The sequence below is a fragment of the Pseudogemmobacter sp. TB195 genome (genome assembly GCF_058313095.1).
Genome location: NZ_JBZEGG010000013.1, coordinates 136,632 through 158,599 on the forward strand (window position 1 = coordinate 136,632; position 21,968 = coordinate 158,599).

Here is a 21,968-nt window from a genome sequence, read left to right on the forward strand (position 1 = left end):
GCGCTGATCCCAAAAGTGCCCACAGGATCAGGCCGGGCTCCAATATCGCATGATCGGCGTGACCGAGGACGACATCGCCATGGGTTATGTCGGTAGCCGGGACTACCGGCGTGCCCTGCCGTGTTCACCGATGGAGGCCAGTATTGGGCGAGGCCTCAGCCCGGCAGGATCGCCGCGCCGAAGGGCCCACAGGGAAAATAAACCGGACCTGAAAACCTGACCAAAGATGCTCTGCGGACAGAAGAGCCAGGCTGGTTTTCGCAGCTGAATGGATTGATCAGGCGGCAGCAGCGGCCTTGCGCTTCGCATAGCGGAGATCGCGCTCTGACTTGCGCGTTGCTTCATCGGCAACAACACGGGCAATACGCTCATCCAGATTAGCTTTCCGAAGCACAACCTCGCTCACCTCAGCGGCGCGCTTTGCGGCCTCTGAAGCGGCGGCTTCATCGGCAAGCCTCTGTTGTTCTTCGAGCTTTGTACGATCGCGCTGCTCGCGGCGCTGTTCGCGAGCCTCCGCAACAGAGACACGTTCCGCCAGTCTGGCGGCCTTTTCCGGAGCGGCGGCGATTTGCGCGGCCCGAAATGCCTCAAGTGTCGCAGCTTTGGCAGATGCTGCATTTCCGCGACGGTCAGAGAACTCTTTATTTCGCATTTTTTCTCATTTTTATGAAGGTGGTTTGCAGGTCGCCGCGCAGATTAAAAAAAATCAGGCGCGTTTTGATTTCGCTTCAGATCTGGCAACGAGCGCATCACTTTGCGCTTTTTCAAGCCTTGCCGCCCGGAGGCGACGTGTTTTCTCGTCGCGGTCCGCGGTAATGCTGTCAAGATCATCAAAAGCCCGTTGCCGCGCGAGAAACTGGGTCTGAACTTGCGCAAACGCCGCTTCGGCCTGTTGTCTGGGCTTACTGATTGCTTCGGTCATGACTGATCTTTCTGATTAATTCGACAGCCCGAAATCAAAAAGGCCGGACATGATGCCCGACCTTCACGGATAGGGTTCTCGCAAATCCGGCTGATACCGGATACAGCGAAAACCCGAAAAATTAAGCTGATTGCAGGTTGCAGGCCGACATTTTGCCGGATTTGCTGTCGCGCTCCAGATCGTAGCCGACTTTCTGCCCTTCCACGAGCTCGCGAAGGCCAGACCGTTCGATTGCGGAAATGTGAACGAAAGCATCATCGCCGCCGTTATCTGGCTGGATGAAACCGAACCCCTTGGTCGAATTGAACCATTTTACCGTGCCAGTGGCCATGATAACCCCCTCATAAGCGTTACAGATCTGCCACGCGAATGCGAAGCAGGTATTTTTGAACGATGCTTTATAGGGGATGCGAGCCTGGTGCGTCGCATTTCTGACGCAGCAACCAAGATTCAACTGTAAATAATCGATGGTGCAACCAATACTGGCGATTGGCTGGAATGTCAAGTTAAGTCGACCCGGGCGAAAAAACTCGCGGATCAGATTCTGATGAGCAACTGATTCAACCCGGAATTATACACTACTATTTCGCCCCGGCCTTGTTGCAAAAGAAGAGGCGTGATCGGTCTTCCCCCTTCCGTTTGAGTTCAGGCCACGCGTTCGATCTCGGCTGTGCCGCGTGCATTGAAACGATTCCTGAGCGCGATCTGGGTCTGGACTTCGGCTGTCTGGGGGGCCGGGTCGCGTGATGCGCTCACCGAATACCTTGAGGCACCTTATCTTCGCTTTGACCCGACTTCGGGCATGATATCCGTTCCAACGGGGCCCGGCCAGGACGCTGCATGGCGCTGAACATCCCGTAGCGGGCCTGGCGGCGGTGCAGTCCTCCCGCCATCACCGCCTGCTCCTGCGCATGGGTATGACCACCGTGCCGCCGCGCTCCAGGATTACACTACGGCAGCGGCAGGTATCACAGGCGCCATCGCCGGTCACGGTGCCGACCTGCCCACCCTCGTTTCGACGTGAACGCGCTGAGGATCAGCACCAGGGCTCTGCAGGCATGGATCCGGTCCGGAAAGCCCGTCCTGGCGAATATAGTGGGACTTGGTTTATGACAGGGCTTCAGGTCCTGGGCCGGCTCGCCGAGCCCCACTGGGCCTTCCGGCATCATCGAACGGTGGTACCCTCGAAGACCCCACCATCTCGGGCCGCTCCTATGCCGAAGCCGATGCTATCGACTTTGCACAGTTTAACGCGCCCCATGTTTAACGCGCTCCATGCGTACGGAGGCTCCTGGTTCGGAGATACCTGTCCCGATACCGCGACACTGCCATAACCGCCTGCCGGTGGCTGCTCCCGTCGTGTCTCGGCAGGGCTGCGCTATGGGCCGGCGGGGTACCGGCTGGCCTGTGACTGTCGGTTCGGCAGTAAACGGGCTTCGATGTCAGATCCTTACAATCAGACTTTTTTTGTCCAGAAGCTGAGCCACTGCCGTCCAGAAGCCGGGCCGCCGCAACAGCAGCCTGAGGCTGTTCCCCCGGCGTTCCCCAAGGTGAAAGTCAGAACTGAAAAAGGCTTAGGTGTTTCCACCTAAGCCTTTGAATTCAGTGGTGAGCCCGACAGGATTCGAACCTGTGACCCACTGATTAAAAGTCAGTTGCTCTACCAACTGAGCTACGGGCCCACTGTGGATGTGGCGTTTAAGGAAGGTCGCCGGGAGGGTCAATAGCCACGGCTGAAATTTCTCAAACAAATTTCTCCGGGAGGCGATTTTCCTGAAATTTGCCGCCATCTCAGCCAGTGATGCTCTGCACGCGGCCGGGCATTGCGGCCGGGAACCCGCCAATCGGGTCCCGATCAATGGTTCACGGGCGCCGGCTCTGCCGCATGTGAGATTGCAGCATTCAGTTTCGCGCATAATCGCAGAAGCGGGATCAGTCAGACTGCGCCGGCCCCTGATGCGACGCACGGCAAGGGGTGACGCTTTCCCGCGCCCGGGCGACCTGCCCCTGTCGATCAAACCCAGGTGAACGAAAGCGCGATTCTCGTGCGGGCAGCGCAGCATGCGGTCACGCGGCATAAAGCTTGCGGCGGCCCGGGCCTGTCGGTCGGGGGGGATTACAGGGAACAATTTGTAAGTCTCGTTTCCGAACAAAAATCACTGAGCCGATTGATCGGCTTGCGCCTGGCTGTCGGGAGCTTTGGCGGCATACCTCTGCCAGCGGATCCTGCGGAAGCAGGTTATCCCTGACAGGCCGGAACAGTGCCAAAGCAATCGCCGTGAAGGAGCCGTGCTCGCACTCGGAGACGTCAGAGCCACGGACCTGATCAGACCACAGGTTTTCGGGCAGACGAAGCCGCCAGCGTCAGCCCCCTGGGTTAACGGCCACCCGTCGGGGCGCTGCCACTGCCCGGCTTAAGGGTGATTCCTGTGGTGATTGGGAGGAGAGGGCCCGGGCCTCGCGTCAGCGCTGCGCCTGAGAGGCGCAGGGAAGGCCCGCACAGGGGCAGGCAGCGGGAGAGCGGGGCCGTCGTAAGGCGGCTGCGCCAGACCGCCGCTACATGGGCTATCCGGCGGCGAGGGAAGCAGCGCCTGGCTGTCACCGCGATGTGGCGGGAGGTCGGGGCGTCAATAGATATCCCGGCGCAGACGGCGCTCTGTCATCAGGCGCGCGGTCTCGTCCTTGCCCAGCACCTCTTCCAGCGCCTGCTGCACATCTGTGGCCATCCCCTCACGCCGGCCGCAGATCCAGATACCGCCCCCTGCCGCGACATGCGCCCTTACGTCTGACGCCGCCGCGCGCAGGATATGCTGCACATAGCGCGGCCCTTCCCCCCCGCGCGAGAAGCTGCGGTCAAGACGCGCAAGCCCGCCACCCGCCACAAGACCGGACAGTTCCTCTGTGAAAACAGCGTCATGGTCCGGGCTGCGCTCGCCATGGATCAGCCAGACAGGGCCGCTTTCCTTCAGGGCCGCGCGGTGGCGCAGATGCGCCAGCAGGCCCGCCAGACCCGAGCCATTGCCAATAAGCAGCATCGGCATCGCGTCATCCGCGGCATGAAAACCGGGATTGGCGCGGATCGACAGGTCAATGGCACCGCCCTCGCCCAGCTGCCGGCAGAGCCAGTGCGAACCGAGACCGGGACGGCCCTCGCGGGTAATCACCTCGCGCAAAACCAGTTCAGCGCGCCCGGAGGCCGGCAGCGAGGCCAGCGAATAGTCGCGTCTGACCGGACCGTCTTGGGTGGGGATGCTGATTTCGGCGATATCTCCGGCCTGCCAGTCCGGCAGGGGGCCTTCGGGGTCCAGCACCAGATGCCAGAGCGGGCCGCCTGGGCTGCCGGGGTTCAGATGGTGCCGCGCCGCCAGACGCCAGCGCGTGGAGTCGGGTGCGGTGCCCGGGGCCGGCGCTCCGGTGCGCGTGGGCTCCCCCATCCGGGCGCGCCAGGTGGCAAGCGCGGTCGGCTGGTCGCGGTCGACCTCGGTCAGCGGGAAACGGGGCGTGGCGCCGCAGGCCCGCAGCCATTGGTCCAGCCGATGCGCAAAACCGCAAAAGCGCGGATAGTTCCGGTCGCCCAGTGCCAGCATCGCATAGCTGAGCCTGCCAAGCTCCGGGTGCAGGGTCATCACACGCGCAAGGAAACCCGTGGCATTGTCGGGCGCGTCGCCATCGCCGGTGGTGCTGATGTAGAATTGCGCCTGCGCCGTGCTGGCGAGATCCGCCACCCCGATCTGGTCCAGCGACAAAAGGCGCGCGCCCGGAGATCGCGCTGCAGCGGACCGCGCCAGCGCCTCGGAACTGCCGCTCTGGCTGGCATAACCGATCAGAAGGCCACCCGGACGGACTGCCGACGCCGATGCCGCCTGCCCCGCCCGCCGCGCGCGGATCAGGGTCCGGACTGTGAGCCCGGACCAGGCGGCACCGGTCAGCGCCGCCATCGTCCAGTGCAGCGGATCAGCGCTGAGGATCATCGTCGAGCATCTCCTGCAAGGCGGGGGAAACCTCGGTCACTGCACCTTCCGGCCCGCGCCGGATCATCACAGTGGCAATCCCGGCGATGCGCGCAAATGCCATGCCCCGCGCAGCCCCCAGCACCAGAAGCGCAGTCGCCAGGGCATCGGCCTGCATCACCGTTGGCGCCAGCACCGAGACCGAAGCGAGGTCATTTTCCACCGGCCAGCCGGTTGCAGGGTCGATCGTATGGGCATAGCGGCGCCCGCCATGCTGAAAGCCACGCCGGTAATCGCCTGAGCTTGCCAGCCCCCAGCCGTTCAGCGCGATCAGCGGCGGGCGCTGGCTGTTTTGCAGCCCCCCCGGCGGAGGCTCGATTGCGACCCACCAGGGCCGCATATCGGGCCTGAGGCCACGACCGTAGAATTCCCCGCCAATTTCAATCAGATGCGAGCCTATCCCGGCCTCCGCCAGGCGCGTGCTGACCAGATCGACGGCATGGCCCTTGGCACTGCCGCTGAAATCGAAGCGTAGTCCGGGTGGGAAATGAAGCCGGGTGCCCTCCAGCCGCAGCCGCGCATGGCCGCTGAGTTCGCGCGCCTGCGCGATCTCAGCCGGCTGTGGCAGCGGAGTATGGGCAGAACGCGGCCCCGGCGGGCCAAAGCCCCAGAGATCGACCAGCGCGCCCAGCGTCGGATCCGAAGCACCTCCGGTCTCAGCCGCCAGCTGCAAAAGCGGCGCGAGCAGTGCCAGAAAGTCTTCAGACAGCTCCGCCGCCCCTGCCCGGTTGCGATGGAGGCGCGAGACCTCGCTTTCCGGGGTCCAGGGGCTGAAGAGCGCAATCACCCGCGCGCATGCCGTCTCGACCAGATGCTGCAGCCCGGGGCCCGCGCCGGGCGGCGCCCAGGCGATCAGCGACCAGTTTGTGCCCATGGTCTCGCCCGCAAGACGGGTCTCGACCCAGCCGGGCGGCGGCGGGAGAACCGGCCCCCGGGCCACCAGAGGCGGCAGGATAACGCGGTTGCGCGACAGGGTTTGCATCGCGGACCGGCCCTAATGGATGAACAAAAGCGCGATGATCAGCGGCAGGGCAAAGCTTGCCCAGCCGAGCGGCCAGGTGGCCGGGCGCGATTTCGCATGCATCCACATTAGCGCAAAGCCGGTGAGGGTGAAGATGATGCAGGCCAGCGCCAGCAGGTCGATAAACCAGGACCAGACCGGCCCGGCATTGCGGCCCTTGTGCAGATCATTGAGCCAGGCCAGCCAGCCACCATCGGTCAGCCGGTAGGTGACATCCCCGCTGGCACGGTCAATGGCCATCCAGGCATCGCCTCCGGGACGCGGCAAGGCGATATAGACCTCACCGGCATTGGTCTCGGTCGGGCGATGATCAAGCGTCACGCGAAACTCACCGGCCGCCCATGCGGCGACAGAAGCAGGCACCGGGGTCTCGCCCTCTTCCGGCATTGTACTGATCGCGGCCAGAAGGTCAGGCGGAAGGCTCGCGTGCTGCTCGACCGTCTCGGGGCGCGTGGCGAAGAGGCCGGCATTGTTAAGCGTGAAGCCGGTGACCGCGAACAGGAACATGCCCGCAAGGCTGAACGCAGCGGAAACCCAGTGCCACAAACGGAACTGGCGCAGCCAGAAGCTGCGCCCCGAAGCTGTCGCCAGCAGATTGCCTGCCTGCATGAGCATCTCTCTCCTCAGGGGGTCGCGGTCACTTTAAACCGGGTGATCTCACGTTCGCCGGTCACCTCGGCACTGTTTTCGGCGCCGCCCCAGCTGAAGGGCGCGCGCAAAGTTTCCCGCCCGCCATCCTCGCGCGAGACCTCGACGGCGAGCACATAGTCGCCAGCGCTCAGCCCGGCGAGCGCCGCATTTTCAGGGGCAACGGCAACTTTATGGGTGCCTGGGCCACGGGTCGGCCCGCTCAGCCCATCGGCCGGAAGATCAAGCTTTTCGCCCTCGGCCCGCCACCAGCTGCGCAGATCGCGCAGGAAGCCGCGCCCGAGATTGTCGCGCAGCCTTGTGTCATACCACACCGCCACGGTGCCATGGATCTCTTTCGAGCCCGGCTCTTCGATCCAGGCCGCGAGATAGGGGCGGTATGCGGGGCTGGCCTCGGGCTGCGGCAGCGTCACCTCGAATTCCAGCCCGGCGGCCAGAGCCGGGCCGCTCACCAGCGCCAGCGTCGCGGCAACGGCCAGGCGCGCGGCCGGCATCGGGCGGGCATTGTCATCTGTCATCATCAGCACCAGTCATCGTCAGCACCCGGGGGGCAAAAGCGGCATAAGTGCCTCGCGGCGGGCGGGAAGCCTTCACCCGCCGCGAGGCCAGGGACGGAGCTGCGATCAGTTGGCAGCGCCGTCCTTTTTCTCGTCTTTCTTAGCGGCCTGATCATTGCCGTCATCCTCGCGGACGGGCGCCGGATCGGCGGCCGAGACGAAGCCATCGCCATCGGTGTCATTGCGGGCAAATGTCTTGCGGGCGGATTCGAGGTCTTCTTCCAGCGACAGGAAGCCATCCCGGTCGCGGTCGAGCAGCGCGAACCGCACAGCGGCCTGTTTCAGGCTGGCCTCAAAACGCTCACCGCTCGGATCGCGGCCCTGATCGGCATATTGCTGGCGCAGGCGGCCCTCGAACTCAGCGACATATTCCGCCTCATTGAGCCTGCCATCGCCATCCTTATCGGCCCCCCGGAACCGCTCGGTCCGCACCTCGATCAGCTCGTCAAGCGAGACCTTGCCGTCGCCATTCTTGTCGTAAGAGGCGATAAAGGCCGCCTGGCTGTGGCCGCCGGCAATGCCCGGCTTCGGCGAGGCGTCGCCCGGATTGTCGGTCGCAGAACCGACGGTGGCGTCGGCCTGGGCCGGTTTGGCCTCTTCGCTCTGGGCGAAAGCGGCGCCGGACAGGGCTGCGATCAGCGCGAGCCCCAGGACGGGGCTGAGGCTCAGGGTGGTTTTGCTGCGGTCGGCCATGGGGGGACTCCGTTCCTCTGGCTGTGGTCTGGCCGGGGTCCCGGCCGGGAATGAGCGGGCCGGCCATCAAATGACGGCCGGCCCGGATGGATCAGAAGGTCTTGATGATACCTACCTTGAAGTTGCGGCCCGGTCCGTTGCGGGTGGCCAGCGCCTGCATGTAATCGCGGTCGAAGAGGTTCTCGACGCCGAAGCGGATTTCGGTGCCTTCAAGCACGCCGTCCTGCGGACGGTAGGTTGCGCGCAGGTTGTGAACGGCAAAGCCCGGACGGATCACCGATTCGTCGTAACGGTCATAGGCGACCATTTCCCAGCTCAGATCGAGTTCGCGGTCCCAGCGCTTCCCGGCGACGACACGCAGCGAATTCGGCGGTGTCTGCGCATAGTTCGGGCGATCCACAAGCTGGATGGTCTTCGACTCGAAATTCACGATGCTGGTGCTGAGTTCACCGTAATAGCCGCTTTCCATGCTATAGGCGGCCTCAAGCTCGAACCCGGTGCCCGCGATCCAGGCCGTGCTGGGCTCTGACGTCGCGTTCCAGACATTGGTGTCGTAGATATTCCCTTTGATGCTGAAGGCATCCCCCGCCGAGAAGAGGTCGGCGGTACGCCAGGACGCCCCAAGTTCAATGGTGCGCGACTGCTCGTTGGTGGTCATGTAATTGGCGCGCGTACCGCCGGCCCAGGGCTGGTTCTGATTCTCGAAGTCATCAAGGATCGGCAGACCCTCGGTATAGGCCAGGCTGCCGAACACCGCCGCGCCATTGGCGAATTCATAGCGCATATCAACGCCGCCCATCAGCGCGTCATTGTCAAAGTTAGTGACCGGGATCCGGGTCTGCGGATAATCTTTATAGGTGATATCCTGGGTCTCATACCGCATCGCGGGCGTGATGGTCAGGCCGTTGCCGAAATCGAATTTGTTGATCAGGAAGAAGGCTGTGCGGTCATCGGTGCCACCCGGAGCCGAACTGGCGGTCTTGCGCTCTTTCCGGATGAATTCGACACCGGCGCGCAGTTCGTTTTCGATGCTGCCGAAGGTAAAGCGCGCGGTGTTTTTCACCGTGAGCTTGGTCGTCTCATAGCGGTGATCGGCATTCCTGAGCCCATCCGTGGGGACATAGGGCACCGAGGTGCTGTCGATCTGCTGATCGGCATAGGACAGGATCACCCGCAGGTCGACCAGGTCATTGTCGAGAGGATTCCACCCATAGGTCAGTACCGCGTTGCGGCTTTCAACATCGCGGTCGACATTGCCAAATGGATTGCCCCCGATCGCGTCATAGGGCACGTCGCGCTCGGCCATGGTGGTATTTGCCAGCGAGATGCTGACAAACTGGTCGCGTTCCTGGCCGAAGGTGAACTTGCCCTTAAGACCCCATGACGGTGTTTTGAAGCCTTCGGCACCGAGGTCGGCACCCTTGCCATCGACCTGTTCGCCCAGGCGGCGCCAGACATAATTGGCCACGAATTCAGCGTTTTCCGAAGGCTGCCATGCCAGGATGGTCGATGAGGTGATGCCATCGCCATTCGTGTTGAAACTCAGCCCCTGGCGGACCTTGTAGCCGATCTCGCCGCCGGTGAAATCCGAGGCATCCTTGGTTTCCAGCTGCACAATGCCGCCAACGACACCCGAGCCATATTCAAAGCTGCCGATGGTGCCGCGCATCACCGAAACGCTTTTAAACAGCTCCGGATCGGTGAAAAGCTGCGTGCCGATCCGGTATAGCTCTTCCGAACCCTGAGTCGCCCCGTCAATCGTGATCATCACCTTCTGGTTGGTGCCATATGTATTGCCGGCGCCAAAGCCGCGAATATTGATGCCGCCGCCAAGCGGCGTCGCGCCGTTGATCAGCGTGACCCCCGGCACCGAGGAGATCAGCTCCGCGATGGTCGAGGCCTGGCGGTCATCCATCTCTTCCTGATCGATGGTGGTCACCGCAACGCCGGTATGGGTGGCCACGTCACGTTTGGTGTCCAGGATGATGGTGCCGAGAGCCTCGGGCTCCGCTGTCGTCTGGGCGAGTGCCGCCACAGGGATAAGAAGCGCGCAACTGCTCAAGAGAGCCGCGCGCAATGAATTGCGTCCAGTCATTACCGCCTCGCTTCGGGTCAGAATTTTGGGAGAGCGCTGGCGGTCTGATGCTGGCGGATGTGCCTGTTTCTGTCCTGATGCCTTGCACACTGAGTCTGCAGGCTGATCATGGGCACGGCGCATAACTGCTTAATCCTGGTGTAACTGTCAAGATTTGCAATCGAGCTGCCGGAACGTCGCGTTGCACCGATGTGACATCCGGGTAACTCTGCCCCTCTCGCCGCTGCTGTAAACGGCCTCAGGCGGGCCTTGGCATGTGCCTGGCGCCGGGCCGGGCCGTATGCCGGGCGGGGCCAGGCAGCGACAGGGGCGGCCAGCCGCAATGCCACCCCAGCGCGGCGGATGACCGGCCGCACAGTCATTGCAGCTTGACATCCCCCCTCGGCTCGCGGTCTTTCGCGCATGGTATTCCGGTCCCCCGCCGTCGCGCCATGCGCCGCACCTGCCAGGTTCCAGCCGGTCCCTCTCGGTCAATCTGAACAGGAGTCATGTGATGGGTTTCCCTTTCCTGACAAACGGTTATCGTAAATCTGTCTTCGGGCTTACGCTTGCGGCCCTCACGCTGCCCGGCGCGGTTTTCGCCGAAAACAGCTTCCCCGCCCCGGTGGAATTCGAAGGTCGGTTCCGGGTCGTCCCCGCTGAACCCGGCAAGCCCGTCCTTCCCGGCAGCAGCGTCACCATAGAAGGCTCGGGCCTGAAACCGGGTCAGACGCTCGTGCTGCAACGCGGCGCTACGGTCCTGAGCAGCGATGCCCTGACCGCCGATGACAAGGGCGCCGTCAGCTTTACCTTCACCCTGCCCGCAGATGCCGCAACCGGCCTGCATCCGGTGATTGCCATCATGGATCAGCCCTCCTCGACCTCGCTTTTCGATGTGAAAGTGTCAAAGGATGTGCCGCTTTCGGGCGCGGACGGGTTCAGCGTGACCCGCGTGAAATCTGCCCCCGGCCTCTATCAGTCGGTCTATAGCGCGAAATCGAATGCGCTCTTTGTGGCCGCCGCGAATTTCCGGCCGCCGGCTGCTGCACTGCTGAAGCTGAACCCGGAAACGCTGGACGTGGTCGCCGAAGTCACGCCGCCGCCCCTGCCCGAAGACCAGCGCCGCGCGCCGGCGGAAGGTCAGCCCGATAATGGCCCGCAGCCGGTGGCGCTGTTCGGCCTGGCGGTCGATGACGAAAAAGGCACGATCTGGGGCACCAACACCTTTGACAATTCGGTCGCGGTCTATGCCCAGGACGATCTGGCGCTGATCAAACAATTCCCGCCGGGCGAGGTCTATCATGCCCGCGACGTCAAAGTGGATGCAAAGCGCGGCCGCGCCTATGTCTCGGCCTCGGCAACCAATGGCGTGCATGTGTTCGACACCGAGACCCTCGAAAAGGTTGCGGTTATTGAGATCACCTCTGGCATTCGCGGCGGGGAATTCTCACTGATGAGCATCGCGCTCGATCCGGACGGCAACCGCCTTTTCGCGGTCAGCCGCAAATCGAACGAGCTCGCGGAGATCGACCTGACCACGAATACCGTGACCCGGGTTCTGCCGCTGCCGGGCGCGAAAAATGCCTCCGGCGTCGATTTCGACCCGGCGACCGGCACGATTTATGTCGCCTCGCAAGACAGCGACAACCTGCTGATCGTCGATCTGGCCTCGGGAGAGGTGAAGCATGATGTCACCACGGGCGCCGGCGCGCTGAATGTGGCGTTTGACCCGGTGCAGAAACTCGCTTTCGTGTCGAACCGTGGGGCTGGCACAGTGACGGTGGTGTCGCCCGAGGGCGAGGTCGTCGCCAATCTCGACGGCGGCAGCTATCCGAACCATGTGGCGCGTGACGGGAAAGGCAATATCTTTGCCGCCAACAAATCACTTGGCGCCGAGGATGCGACCGCCGACCATATCACCCTGATCCATAAGGCGAACTGATCACCGCACCTCTGTGACGGCAATCCATCTGAAAACCGCAGCCGGCGACCCGGCTGCGGTTTTTTTTCATGAGCATCGGATGCGGTGTGAACTGTGCCGTCAGATACCCTGCCCGGCGAAAATCGCTTCGAGCCGCGCCATCATCTCCGGGTCATAGTCGCCGCCCAGAACCTCGGCCCAGGCCCTGAGATAGTGTTTCGCGGCATAGACATGGCCATGGCCCGGCGGCGTGGTTGTCGCGGTCATCATGTCAAACCCAAGCTGAAGAAAGGTCACCACCGGCCACCATCTGAGGCTCGGGCTGACATCGGGGCCACGCGATCCCCTGAGCCAGGCCGGCGCGCGCCACAAAGTCCCGGTCGAGAAAAACACAATCGGGTCAGAGGGATATTCCAGGTAGATCATCCGCATAACCCCCCAGGGGGCGTATATATGGGTCTGAGGCTCCTGCGTCATCACCCTGATGGCCGAACCGTCGCGGTAACGCGGGGCCCAGGCCGGGCTGTCCGGCACACGGCTGGCCAGAAGCTGCTGCCAGCCGCGCATGGCAAAGGGCGGTCCGGCCCAGAGCGCACCCTGCGGCGGGTCTGACAAAAGATCCTGCCAGGAGATCGGCAATTCGCCATTGCGCGCGCCCAGCGAGAGGCCGAACAGATAGAGCTCGGGCCGGCTCGCCTCCGGCAGGTTGCGCCAGTGGCCATAGATTTCGCGAAACACTGCGACTGCGCTTTCTGCGCCATATTCCGGTTGCAAAATCAATGACATCCAGCTGGGCAGATAGGAATATTGCACTGCCACCACCGCCAGATCGCCGCCGGTGAGATAATCCAGCGGCTGCATCCCCGCCGGGTCCATCCAGCCGGTGCCGGTCGGCGTTGCGATCACCAGCACGCGGCGGTCAAAGGCGCCGACGCGCAGCGCCTCTTCCAGCGCCAGCCGCCCCCGCTGATCGGCGTCAGGGGCCGAATTCAGCCCGACATAGATACGCAGCGGCTCCAGGGCAGGCGCCCCGGTGACCGCCGTGATCGCCGCCGCATCGGGCTCTGCAAGGACCCAGTCACGTCCGGCAGCGCCCAGCCCGTCCCATCCGACAAGCGAGGCGGCAGAACCCGATTTCAACGCATCTGCCGGCGCCGCCTTTTCCGGCGGGATCAGCCGGTCAAGGGCTGCATAGGTCTCGTCCAGCGCCTGCAACACGCGGCCCAGCATCACATCATTGCCGATCGCCCAGAAAAGCAGCAGCGCCAGCGTGATCCCGGTCAGCTTCGCCAGTCGGCGCGGGATAAACGCTTCAAGCTGTGTCGCAATCACGCGCCAGAGCCGGCGGAACAGCCGGCCCAGAAACACCAGCACCAGCGCGACAAAGGCCGCGACCGCGAGAATCGTGAACGGGCGCGCAGTCTCGACCGGCGGGATCCCCATCGCGGCATGGATATCATTTTGCCAGCCCGTGACATTCCACAGCGCCCAGAGGATCGCCACCGCCGCGATCAACAGCCCAAGCGCCATCTTGATCTGCAGCACCCTGGGCGCGGCGGGACCGGATTCGGTTACCCAATGGCGCAGAACCATCAGCGTATAGCCAGCCAGATAGCCAATCGCGAAACAGATGCCGCCAAGCGCGCCCTGCACCAGAGCGGCGCGCGGAATCAGCGAAGGCGATAGAGAGACCGCGAAGAAAAGCGCCCCCAATGCCAGACCCGCCGCCGAGGGCCGGCCAAAAAGTGAGGCATCTTTAACTCTGCGCCAACGCAACATTCCGGGCTCCGTCCTGAAGTGATGGGCAGTTTCGCCGCCCGCATGGCGGGGTCAAGGCCCGGCGTTTCCTTACCGCCCCTGGGCCATTTTCGGCGCGCGAAAGACACGGGTGCGGGCAAAACAATCTTCCAGCCGGTTCAGCCGGTCCCGGACCTGATCGGGCATATGCGACTGGATCTGCGCCAGCAGCGCCTCGACCACCATCAAAAGCACTGCGGTCGAATCCCAGGCCGCGGGCATTTCGATATGGCAGGGCAGCACATGGCGCGAATGCGAGGCCGCGGGCGAAAGCCAGCGATCGGTGATCAGCACCACCTCTGCCCCCTGGACCGCCGCGAATTCGGCAAATTGCACCGCATTCGATTCGTAGCGGCGGATATCAAAAATCACCACCACATCACCGGGCGTGAGATCCAGCAGCGCCTGCTGCCAGTCGGTGAGATGGTCGGCGATCCAGGTGACATCGGGGCGGATGACCCTGAGCAGCGTCGCCATGTAATCGGCCAGCGCGTGGGTGAGCCGCCCGCCCATCACCACCACCCGGCGCGACATATCCGCCATCAGCGACGCAGACCCGTTGAAATCCGCCGCCGGGATCAGATTCAGTGTGGCGCCGATATTGGCAACGACCTGCGCGGCAAAGCCCTGGAGCGGGTGGCTCCGCCCCTCTCCGGGTACCGCCGGGGCGCCAAGCGGGGTCACAAGAAGGTCTTCGACTTCCACCCGCAGCGCCGCCTGGTAATCCGACCAGCCCTTGAAGCCCAGCTTTTGCACCAGCCGCACAATGGTGGGCGAGGACACATCCGCCGCCCGCGCCAGCGTGGTGATCGAGCCAAGCGCCGACATCGGAAAATGCGACAGGATATGGGTCGCGACCTGGCGCTCGGCCCGGGTCAGATCATTGAGCGAGGCCCGCATTCTGTTTTCGATGCTCAGGCCCTGATCCATGCGTTCCCCTTTGCGGCAGCGTCCCCCGGGGCTTCGTTACCCCGGAAATGTCACGGGCAGGGTTGCAGAAAAGATTGTAACAGGAAACAGCATTCTGAAATAATCTTGACAGCGCCCCCGCCACAGGGTGACCCTTGGGAAAAAATCAGGGAGCCGACTCGTCCATGTCCTTTCCGGGATCATCCTCCTGCCGGCTCTGCCGGGCGGGTCATGTCTGTCGCCCTCTGTTCCCTGCCGGCTGCGGAGGCTGACCCGATGCCACTCTTTTTTATCCGGCTCGTGCTGATCATCGAAAAGATCAACACCGTCATCGGCCGCCTCGCGATGTATCTGATCTTCGCGCTGGCCGGTGTCCTGCTGTACTCGGTGATCGCAAAGGCGTTTTTCCGCCCCGCGCTCTGGACCCAGGAAATGGCCCAGTTCACCATGGTCGGCTATTTCGTCCTTGGCGGTGCCTATTCGCTGATCCTTGGCGCCAATGTGCGGATGGACCTGCTTTACGGCCGCTGGAGCGTGAAAACCCAGGCGCTGGTCGATTGCGTCACCGTTTTCTGCATGATCTTCTTCCTCGTCATCGTCCTGTGGGGCGGGATTGAAAGCACGATCTACGCATTCGAATTCGGCGAGCGGTCCCGCACTGTCTGGCGGCCCTATATGGCGCCGATCAAGATTGTGATCTGCTTCGGCGTCTTCCTGATGATCCTGCAATCCATCGCCTTTCTCATCCGCGACATTGCGACTTTGCGCGGAGTGAAAATCTGATGCCCTACGAATATATCGCCATTGTCATGTTCATGGGCATGATGGCCATGCTCATGACCGGCCAGCGGGTCTTTGCCGGCATCGGTTTTGTCGCCGTGGTCGCCACCATCGCGCTTTGGGGGGATCGGGGGGGTTATGACATCGCCTTCACCACCACCATCAAGCTGATGAACTGGTATCCGATGCTCACCCTGCCGATGTTCGTCTGGATGGGCTATGTGATGTCCGAGGCGCGCCTCGCCGATGATCTTTACAAGATGTTCCATGTCTGGTTCGGGCCGATCCCCGGCGGTCTGGCGATTGGCACGATCCTCCTGATGGTGCTGATCTCTGCCATGAACGGGCTGTCGGTCGCGGGCCTTGCCATCGGCGCCACCATCGCCCTGCCCGAGCTTCTGAAGCGCGGCTACGACAAGCGGATGGTCACCGGCATCATCCAGGGCGGCTCATCCCTGGGCATTCTGGTGCCGCCTTCGATCGTCCTGGTGCTTTATTCGATGATCGCGCGCCAGCCGGTCGGGCAAATCTGGCTTGCAGGCGTCTTCCCGGGCCTGCTGATGGCCGGTTTCTTCCTGCTTTATGTGGTGATCCGCTGCGGCATCAACCCAAAGCTTGGCCCGCCGCTGAGCCAGGAGGAGCGCGATTCCATCACCTGGGGCGAGAAGATCCGGCTGCTGCGCGCCGGAATCCTGCCTGTCGTGATCTTTGCCTCGATGATGGGCCCCTTCGTGATGGGCTATGTCAGCCTGGTCGAAGCCTCGGTGGTCGGGGCGATGATTGCCACCCTGGTCGCCCTGTTCAAAGGACGTATCACAAAAAAGGTCTGGGAGAACTGCCTCGTCAACACGCTGGGCGTCACCTGCATGTTCATGTGGATCCTGCTCGCCGCAATGGCCTTTGGGGCAGTTTTCGACGGGCTGGGTGCCGTGCGGGCCATCGAGGGCTTCTTCCTCGATGATCTGGGCCTTGGCCCCTGGGGCATCGTGATCCTGATGCAGGTCTCGTTCCTGCTCATGGGCATGTTCCTTGACGACACCGCCATGCTGGTGATTGTGGCGCCGCTCTATATTCCGCTGGTCGCGAAACTGGATCTCGGCATGCCGCCACAGGATGTGCTGATCTGGTACGGGGTGCTTTACACCATCACCTGTCAGGTGGCCTATATCACGCCGCCCTTCGGCTATAACCTGTTCCTGATGCGCGCCATGGCGCCGGACCATGTTTCACTCTCTGATATTTACCGCTCCATCGTACCGATTGTCGCGATTATGATCCTGACTTTGGCCGTGATCATGACCTTCCCCGAGATCGCACTTTGGCTGCCACATCAGGTTTATGGACAATAGCCGGGCAAACCGGCATTCAATTAAGAACCCACCAACGGAGGTAAAGATGACGACGAACAGACGGAAATTCCTGACCAGCGGGGCGCTTGCCGCCGGTGCAGCCGCCCTCGCCGCCCCCGCCGTTCGCGCGCAGGCCGCGCCGATCAAATGGCGTATGCAGACCTATGCCGGTGCGGCGCTTGGCGAGCATGTCTGCAAGCCCGCGATTGACAAGTTCAACCAGATTGCTGCCGGGCAGATGGAGATCGAACTCTATTACGCCGACCAGCTGGTTCCGACCTCGGAACTGTTCCGTGCCATGCAATCGGGCACCATCGACGCCGTGCAGTCGGATGACGATTCCATGCAATCGCCGACCGAAGTGACCGTGTTCGGCGGCTATTTCCCCTTTGCCTCGCGCTATTCGCTCGATGTGCCGGTTCTGTTCAACCAATACGGGCTGAAGCAGATCTGGGAAGAGGAATATGCCAAGGTCGGCGTGAAGCATATTTCGGCCGGCTCCTGGGATCCCTGCCATTTCGCGACCAAAGATCCGATCAATTCGCTGAAGGATCTGGAAGGCAAGCGCGTCTTCACCTTCCCGACCGCCGGGCGGTTCCTTGCGCAATTCGGCGTGGTGCCGATGCAGCTGCCCTGGGAAGATATCCAGGTCGCGCTGCAAACCGGCGAGCTGGATGGGATTGCCTGGTCGGGTATCACCGAGGATTACACGGTCGGCTGGGCCGATGTGACCAAATACTTCCTGACCAACAACATCTCGGGTGCCTGGATTGGCCATTTCTTCGCCAATGCCGACCGCTGGAACGAAGTCCCTGATCATCTGAAAGCGCTGATGGAAGTTTGCTTCGAGCAATCGCATTATTACCGTCAGTGGTGGTATTGGGGTGGCGAGGCCGACCTGCGCGTCAATGGCCCGAAACTGCAGCTCACCTCGATCCCGGATGAGGAATGGAATACGGTCGAGGCGAAAGCCCGCGACTTCTGGGATGAGGTTGCTGCTGAATCCGAGACCAGGGCGAAGGTCGTCGAAATATTCAAGAAATACAACGATGTGATGTCCAAAGCCGGCCGTCCTTATCGTTACGGCTGATCCAGTCGGGGCGGTGGTGGAAAGGTCCACCCTGCCCCGTTACATTCGGGCAGGTGAATGACCTGCGGGGAGAGAAAAGGACGTGATTGTGATGCGGATTGCTGAGGATTGCTGGCCCAGAAAGCCGGAATTCGGTGGTGGTGGATTTTTATCCGCTCCCGCATCCAATTCCTGATCCTTCTGACAAAATACTGAGGCCAATATGCCCGCGAATCTTACGCTCGAAACCCTGAAAGCCGCCTTTGAAGCCGGAGAGATCGACACCGTCCTGGTCGTCGCCCCGGATATGCAGGGCCGGTTGATGGGAAAACGCTTCCATGCCGGTTTCTTCCTCGACAGCGGCTATAATGAGACGCATTGCTGCAATTATCTGCTGGCACTCGACATGGAAATGAACACCGTGCCGGGTTATAAATCCGCCGGCTGGTCGCAGGGCTATGGCGATTACGTCATGAAGCCCGATCTCGCGACATTGCGCCGCCTGCCCTGGCTTCCCGGCACTGCGATGGTGATGTGTGATCTTCTGGATCACCACACCCATGAAGAGATCACCATCTCGCCGCGTGCCATCCTGAAGAAACAGGTAAAGCGCGCACGCGCCATGGGGTTTGAACCCATGATGGCGACCGAGCTGGAATTCTATCTTTTCGAGAACAGCTACGAAAATCTGCGCGACGATGGCTTCGGCAATCTGCGCCCGATTTCGGCCTATAATGAAGATTACCATATCTTCCAGACTTCGAAAGAAGAACCGGTCATGCGCAAGTTGCGCAATGATCTTTATGCGGCCGGTATCCCGGTTGAAAACACCAAGGGCGAAGCTGACAGCGGCCAGGGCGAAGTGAATTACCGCTATTCCGACGCAATGGATACGGCGGATAATCACACCATCATCAAACAGGCCGTGAAAGAGATTGCCTGGACCATGGGCAAATCCGTGACCTTCATGGCGAAATATCAGACGGATAAGGCCGGCTCCGCTGCCCATGTCCACCAGTCGCTCTGGACCCTCGATGGCAAACCGGCCTTTTTCGACAAAGACGCCGATCACAGCATGTCACAGGTCATGCGCCATTTCATTGCCGGCCAATTGGAAGCGGCCGAAGAAATGACGGTGTTTTTCGCCCCCTATGTGAACAGCTATAAGCGGTTCTGCGTCGGCCTCTTTGCCCCGACCAAAATCGTTTGGTCCGGCGACAATCGCACTGCGGGCTTCCGCGTTTGCGGCGAGGGCACCAAGGCCGTCCGCGTCGAATGCCGTATCCCGGGTTCTGATGTGAACCCCTATGTCGCCTGCGCCGCGCTGCTCGCAGCTGGCCTTGACGGCATCGAGCGCAAGCTCGAGCTTGAGCCCGAAATGACCGGGGATCTCTACTCTGCCGCCGGTGTGCGCGAGATTCCGAAAAACCTCCGCGATGCGGCGGCAAAGCTGAAATCCTCGGCGATGCTGCGCAAGGCCTTTGGCGATGACGTGGTCGATCACTACCATCATGCAGCGCAATGGGAAATCTCTGAGACCGATCGAATGGTTACAGATTTCGAACTGAAACGGCTGCTTGAGCGCGCCTGAACCGCTGCAAACCTGCACATTTCCGACATAGGGGGCGCAGCCCCCTATCCTCTTCCACAGGTGAAACATGACCCCGATCAAACTGATCTCGCCGGTTGACGGCTCGACTTATGTCGAGCGCCAGCCGCTCGAACTCGCCAGCGCCGAGGCTGCGGTTGCCCGCGCCCGCGCGGCACAACCTGGCTGGGCCGCGCGCCCTTTGGCTGAACGCATCGCGCTCGTGAAAGCCGGCGTCGCGAAACTGACCGGGCTGAAAGACGCAATCGTGCCGGAACTCGCCGCCCAGATGGGCCGCCCGGTCAAGTTCGGCGCTGGAGAATTTGGCGGCGTCACGGCGCGCGCCGACTATATGGCGTCCATCGCAGAAGAAACGCTGGCGCCCAAAGTCGTTGAAGACAGTGACAAATTCCGCCGCTATCTCGCACGCGAAGCCCTTGGGGTGATCTTTGTCATCGCGCCCTGGAACTACCCGTTCCTGACCGCAATCAATACGATCATCCCCGGCCTGATCGCTGGCAATACCATTGTTCTGAAACATGCGAGCCAGACCCTTGTGGCAGGTGAACGTCTTGCCGAGGCCTTCCACGCCGCCGGGATTCCGGCAGATGTGTTCCAGAATGTGGTGCTCGACCACGCTGTAACCGAAAAGCTGATCGCGGATCGCAGGTTCGATTTTGTCAATTTCACCGGTTCGGTGAATGGCGGCAAGGCGATCGAGCGCGCGGCGGCCGGAACCTTCACGCCGCTTGGGCTGGAGCTTGGCGGGAAAGACCCGGGCTATGTCCGCGCCGATGCCAATGTCGATGCGGCGGTCGATACGCTGATGGACGGCGCAATGTTCAATTCAGGACAGTGCTGCTGCGGGATCGAGCGGATCTATGTCCATGAATCGCTCTATGATTCCTTTGTCGAGAAAGCGGTTGCCTGGGTGAATGGCCTGAAACTCGGCAATCCGAACGACCAGACCACCACACTTGGCCCGATGGCAAATGTCCGGTTTGCGAAAGTCGTGCGCGACCAGATCGCAGACGCCATTGCAAAAGGCGCAAAGCCTCTGGTCGATCCGGCGCAATTCCCTGCCGATGATGGCGGCGCCTATCTCGCGCCGCAGATCCTCGTCAATGTCGATCACTCCATGTCGGTAATGACTGAAGAGAGCTTTGGCCCGGTTGTCGGAATTATGAAAGTTTCCTCGGATGAGGAAGCGCTGAAGCTCATGAACGACAGCCCTTACGGCCTCACCGCGTCGATCTGGACCGAAGATTACGACACCGCTGCAGAACTGGGCCAACAGGTCGAGACCGGCACCGTCTTCATGAACCGCGCCGACTATCTCGACCCGGCTCTGTGCTGGACCGGCACCAAGGATACCGGCCGCGGCGGCTCGCTCTCGTATCTGGGTTACCATTCGGTGACCCGCCCGAAATCCTACCATCTCAAGAAGGTGTAATATGTCCACCGTTGACAAACAGGGCGTCCCCGACCGCAACTGGTCTTACCCGACCGCGATCAAATTCGGCGTGGGCCGGATTGCCGAACTGGCCGAACATGCCAAATCCACCGGCATGAAAAAGCCGCTGCTGGTCACCGACAAAGCGCTCGCCACCCTGCCGATCACCGCGCAGGCGCTGGATGTGCTCGAGGCCGCCGGTCTTGGCCGCGCAGTGTTTTCCGAGGTCGACCCGAACCCGAATGACAAGAACATGGCTGAAGGCATCGCCGTCTATAAGGCCGGTGGCCATGACGGCGTGATCCTGTTCGGGGGCGGTTCGGCGCTGGATCTGGGCAAGATGATTGCGCTGATGGCGCATCAGCGCGCGGATCTTTCGGTCTGGGATCTGGAAGATATCGACGACTGGTTCACCCGCGCCGACAGCGACAAAATCGCGCCGATGGTGGCGGTTCCGACCACCGCCGGCACCGGGTCTGAGGTCGGGCGCGCAGGCGTTCTGACCAATCTCGCGACCCATAAGAAGAAGATCATCTTCCATCCGAAGCTCTTGCCGGCCGTCACCATCTGCGACCCGGCTTTGACCGTTGGCATGCCGAAATTCATCACGGCTGGCACCGGCATGGACGCGCTGGCGCATTGCCTCGAGGCCTATTCCTCGCCCTTCTACCACCCGATGAGCCAGGGCATTGCGCTGGAAGGTCTGCGGCTGGTCAAAGAGAACCTGATCACCGTTTACAACGATCCGGGCAATCTGCTGGCGCGCGGTCACATGATGTCGGCGGCGGCGATGGGGGCGGTTGCCTTCCAGAAGGGCCTTGGCGCGATCCATTCGCTGTCGCACCCGGTTGGCGCGGTCTACGGCACCCATCACGGCACCACCAATGCCGTCGTGATGCCGATGGTTCTGGATTTCAACCGCCCGGTGATCGAGGACCGGATCAATGCCGCAAGCGCCTATCTGGGGCTGAAGGGCTTTGACGGATTCCGCGCCTGGATCATGGAACTGCGCGAGCAACTGGCGATCCCGGCCAATCTGACCGCGTTGGGGGTCGAGGCTGCACGCCTTGACGAGCTTACCGATATGGCGCTGGAAGATCCGTCCTGCGGTGGCAATCCGATTGCCATGACGCGCGAGAATACCCGCGCGCTTTATCAGGCCTGCATGTAAGATAAT

At 62.0% G+C, this 21,968-nt stretch carries 18 protein-coding genes, 1 tRNA gene and 1 pseudogene; 7 read left to right on the forward strand and 13 right to left on the reverse strand.

The window, feature by feature from the left end:
* Window positions 1-277: 277 nt before the first annotated feature.
* From AC4FS3_RS14780 to AC4FS3_RS14830, 11 genes and pseudogenes are all read right to left on the reverse strand, one after another.
* A complete protein-coding gene (locus AC4FS3_RS14780; protein WP_283178483.1) occupies window positions 278-652 on the reverse strand; it encodes a DUF6481 family protein in 375 nt (124 codons plus the stop codon).
* A 54-nt stretch (window positions 653-706) separates the two neighbouring features.
* Window positions 707-922 carry a hypothetical protein gene (locus AC4FS3_RS14785; RefSeq protein WP_283178484.1) on the reverse strand — a complete coding sequence of 72 codons (216 nt, stop codon included), beginning with the start codon at window positions 920-922 and terminating at the stop codon, window positions 707-709.
* A gap of 121 nt (window positions 923-1,043) precedes the next feature.
* Window positions 1,044-1,253 (reverse strand): cold-shock protein, encoded by a 210-nt coding sequence (locus tag AC4FS3_RS14790; RefSeq protein ID WP_283178485.1) that lies wholly within the window; start codon window positions 1,251-1,253, stop codon window positions 1,044-1,046.
* Window positions 1,254-1,567: 314 nt separating this feature from the next.
* Window positions 1,568-1,925, reverse strand: a pseudogene (locus AC4FS3_RS14795) (transposase); the annotation flags it as partial.
* 603 nt (window positions 1,926-2,528) lie between these two features.
* Window positions 2,529-2,604, reverse strand: a tRNA-Lys gene (locus AC4FS3_RS14800).
* Window positions 2,605-3,549: 945 nt separating this feature from the next.
* Entirely contained in the window at window positions 3,550-4,893 is a 1,344-nt protein-coding gene (locus AC4FS3_RS14805) for a sulfite reductase subunit alpha (RefSeq protein WP_491021203.1), read from the reverse strand.
* Window positions 4,877-5,914 (reverse strand): FAD:protein FMN transferase, encoded by a 1,038-nt coding sequence (locus tag AC4FS3_RS14810; protein ID WP_491021204.1) that lies wholly within the window; start codon window positions 5,912-5,914, stop codon window positions 4,877-4,879. The genes AC4FS3_RS14805 and AC4FS3_RS14810 overlap by 17 nt, the downstream gene beginning before the upstream one ends.
* Window positions 5,915-5,926: 12 nt before the next feature.
* Window positions 5,927-6,568, reverse strand: coding sequence for a PepSY-associated TM helix domain-containing protein (locus tag AC4FS3_RS14815; protein ID WP_491021205.1), 642 nt, complete (start codon window positions 6,566-6,568; stop codon window positions 5,927-5,929).
* An 8-nt stretch (window positions 6,569-6,576) separates the two neighbouring features.
* Entirely contained in the window at window positions 6,577-7,122 is a 546-nt protein-coding gene (locus tag AC4FS3_RS14820; RefSeq protein WP_491021206.1) for a DUF2271 domain-containing protein, read from the reverse strand.
* Between the two features lie 102 nt (window positions 7,123-7,224).
* The gene (locus tag AC4FS3_RS14825) at window positions 7,225-7,851 is read right to left on the reverse strand and encodes an EF-hand domain-containing protein (RefSeq protein WP_491021207.1); all 627 of its coding nucleotides are present in this window, start codon (window positions 7,849-7,851) and stop codon (window positions 7,225-7,227) included.
* Window positions 7,852-7,942: 91 nt separating this feature from the next.
* A complete protein-coding gene (locus AC4FS3_RS14830; RefSeq protein ID WP_491021208.1) occupies window positions 7,943-9,946 on the reverse strand; it encodes a TonB-dependent receptor domain-containing protein in 2,004 nt (667 codons plus the stop codon).
* A 493-nt stretch (window positions 9,947-10,439) separates the two neighbouring features.
* Between AC4FS3_RS14830 and AC4FS3_RS14835 the strand changes: the two genes are divergently transcribed.
* A complete protein-coding gene (locus tag AC4FS3_RS14835) occupies window positions 10,440-11,867 on the forward strand; it encodes a DUF4394 domain-containing protein (protein WP_491021209.1) in 1,428 nt (475 codons plus the stop codon).
* Window positions 11,868-11,966: 99 nt separating this feature from the next.
* Here AC4FS3_RS14835 and AC4FS3_RS14840 read toward each other — a convergent pair whose 3' ends face one another.
* Both AC4FS3_RS14840 and AC4FS3_RS14845 read right to left on the reverse strand, forming a co-directional pair.
* On the reverse strand, window positions 11,967-13,625 hold the full coding sequence (locus AC4FS3_RS14840; RefSeq protein WP_491021210.1) for an alpha/beta hydrolase: 1,659 nt from the start codon (window positions 13,623-13,625) through the stop codon (window positions 11,967-11,969).
* A gap of 69 nt (window positions 13,626-13,694) precedes the next feature.
* The gene (locus AC4FS3_RS14845; RefSeq protein ID WP_491021211.1) at window positions 13,695-14,573 is read right to left on the reverse strand and encodes a MurR/RpiR family transcriptional regulator; all 879 of its coding nucleotides are present in this window, start codon (window positions 14,571-14,573) and stop codon (window positions 13,695-13,697) included.
* Between the two features lie 255 nt (window positions 14,574-14,828).
* On the opposite strand from AC4FS3_RS14845, the gene AC4FS3_RS14850 reads away from it, so the two are divergent.
* The 6 genes from AC4FS3_RS14850 to AC4FS3_RS14875 all read left to right on the forward strand — a co-directional run bounded on the left by AC4FS3_RS14850 (window position 14,829) and on the right by AC4FS3_RS14875 (window position 21,962).
* Window positions 14,829-15,335 (forward strand): TRAP transporter small permease subunit, encoded by a 507-nt coding sequence (locus AC4FS3_RS14850; RefSeq protein WP_283178497.1) that lies wholly within the window; start codon window positions 14,829-14,831, stop codon window positions 15,333-15,335.
* Window positions 15,335-16,681 (forward strand): TRAP transporter large permease, encoded by a 1,347-nt coding sequence (locus AC4FS3_RS14855; RefSeq protein WP_491021212.1) that lies wholly within the window; start codon window positions 15,335-15,337, stop codon window positions 16,679-16,681. The genes AC4FS3_RS14850 and AC4FS3_RS14855 overlap by 1 nt, the downstream gene beginning before the upstream one ends.
* A 46-nt stretch (window positions 16,682-16,727) precedes the next feature.
* Entirely contained in the window at window positions 16,728-17,771 is a 1,044-nt protein-coding gene (locus tag AC4FS3_RS14860; RefSeq protein ID WP_491021213.1) for a TRAP transporter substrate-binding protein, read from the forward strand.
* 202 nt (window positions 17,772-17,973) lie between these two features.
* Window positions 17,974-19,341, forward strand: a complete 1,368-nt coding sequence (locus AC4FS3_RS14865; RefSeq protein WP_283178498.1) for a glutamine synthetase family protein — start codon at window positions 17,974-17,976, stop codon at window positions 19,339-19,341.
* Between the two features lie 67 nt (window positions 19,342-19,408).
* Window positions 19,409-20,791 carry an aldehyde dehydrogenase family protein gene (locus tag AC4FS3_RS14870; protein ID WP_491021214.1) on the forward strand — a complete coding sequence of 461 codons (1,383 nt, stop codon included), beginning with the start codon at window positions 19,409-19,411 and terminating at the stop codon, window positions 20,789-20,791.
* 1 nt (window position 20,792) lies between these two features.
* A complete protein-coding gene (locus AC4FS3_RS14875) occupies window positions 20,793-21,962 on the forward strand; it encodes an iron-containing alcohol dehydrogenase (RefSeq protein WP_491021215.1) in 1,170 nt (389 codons plus the stop codon).
* The last annotated feature ends 6 nt before the right edge of the window (window positions 21,963-21,968 follow it).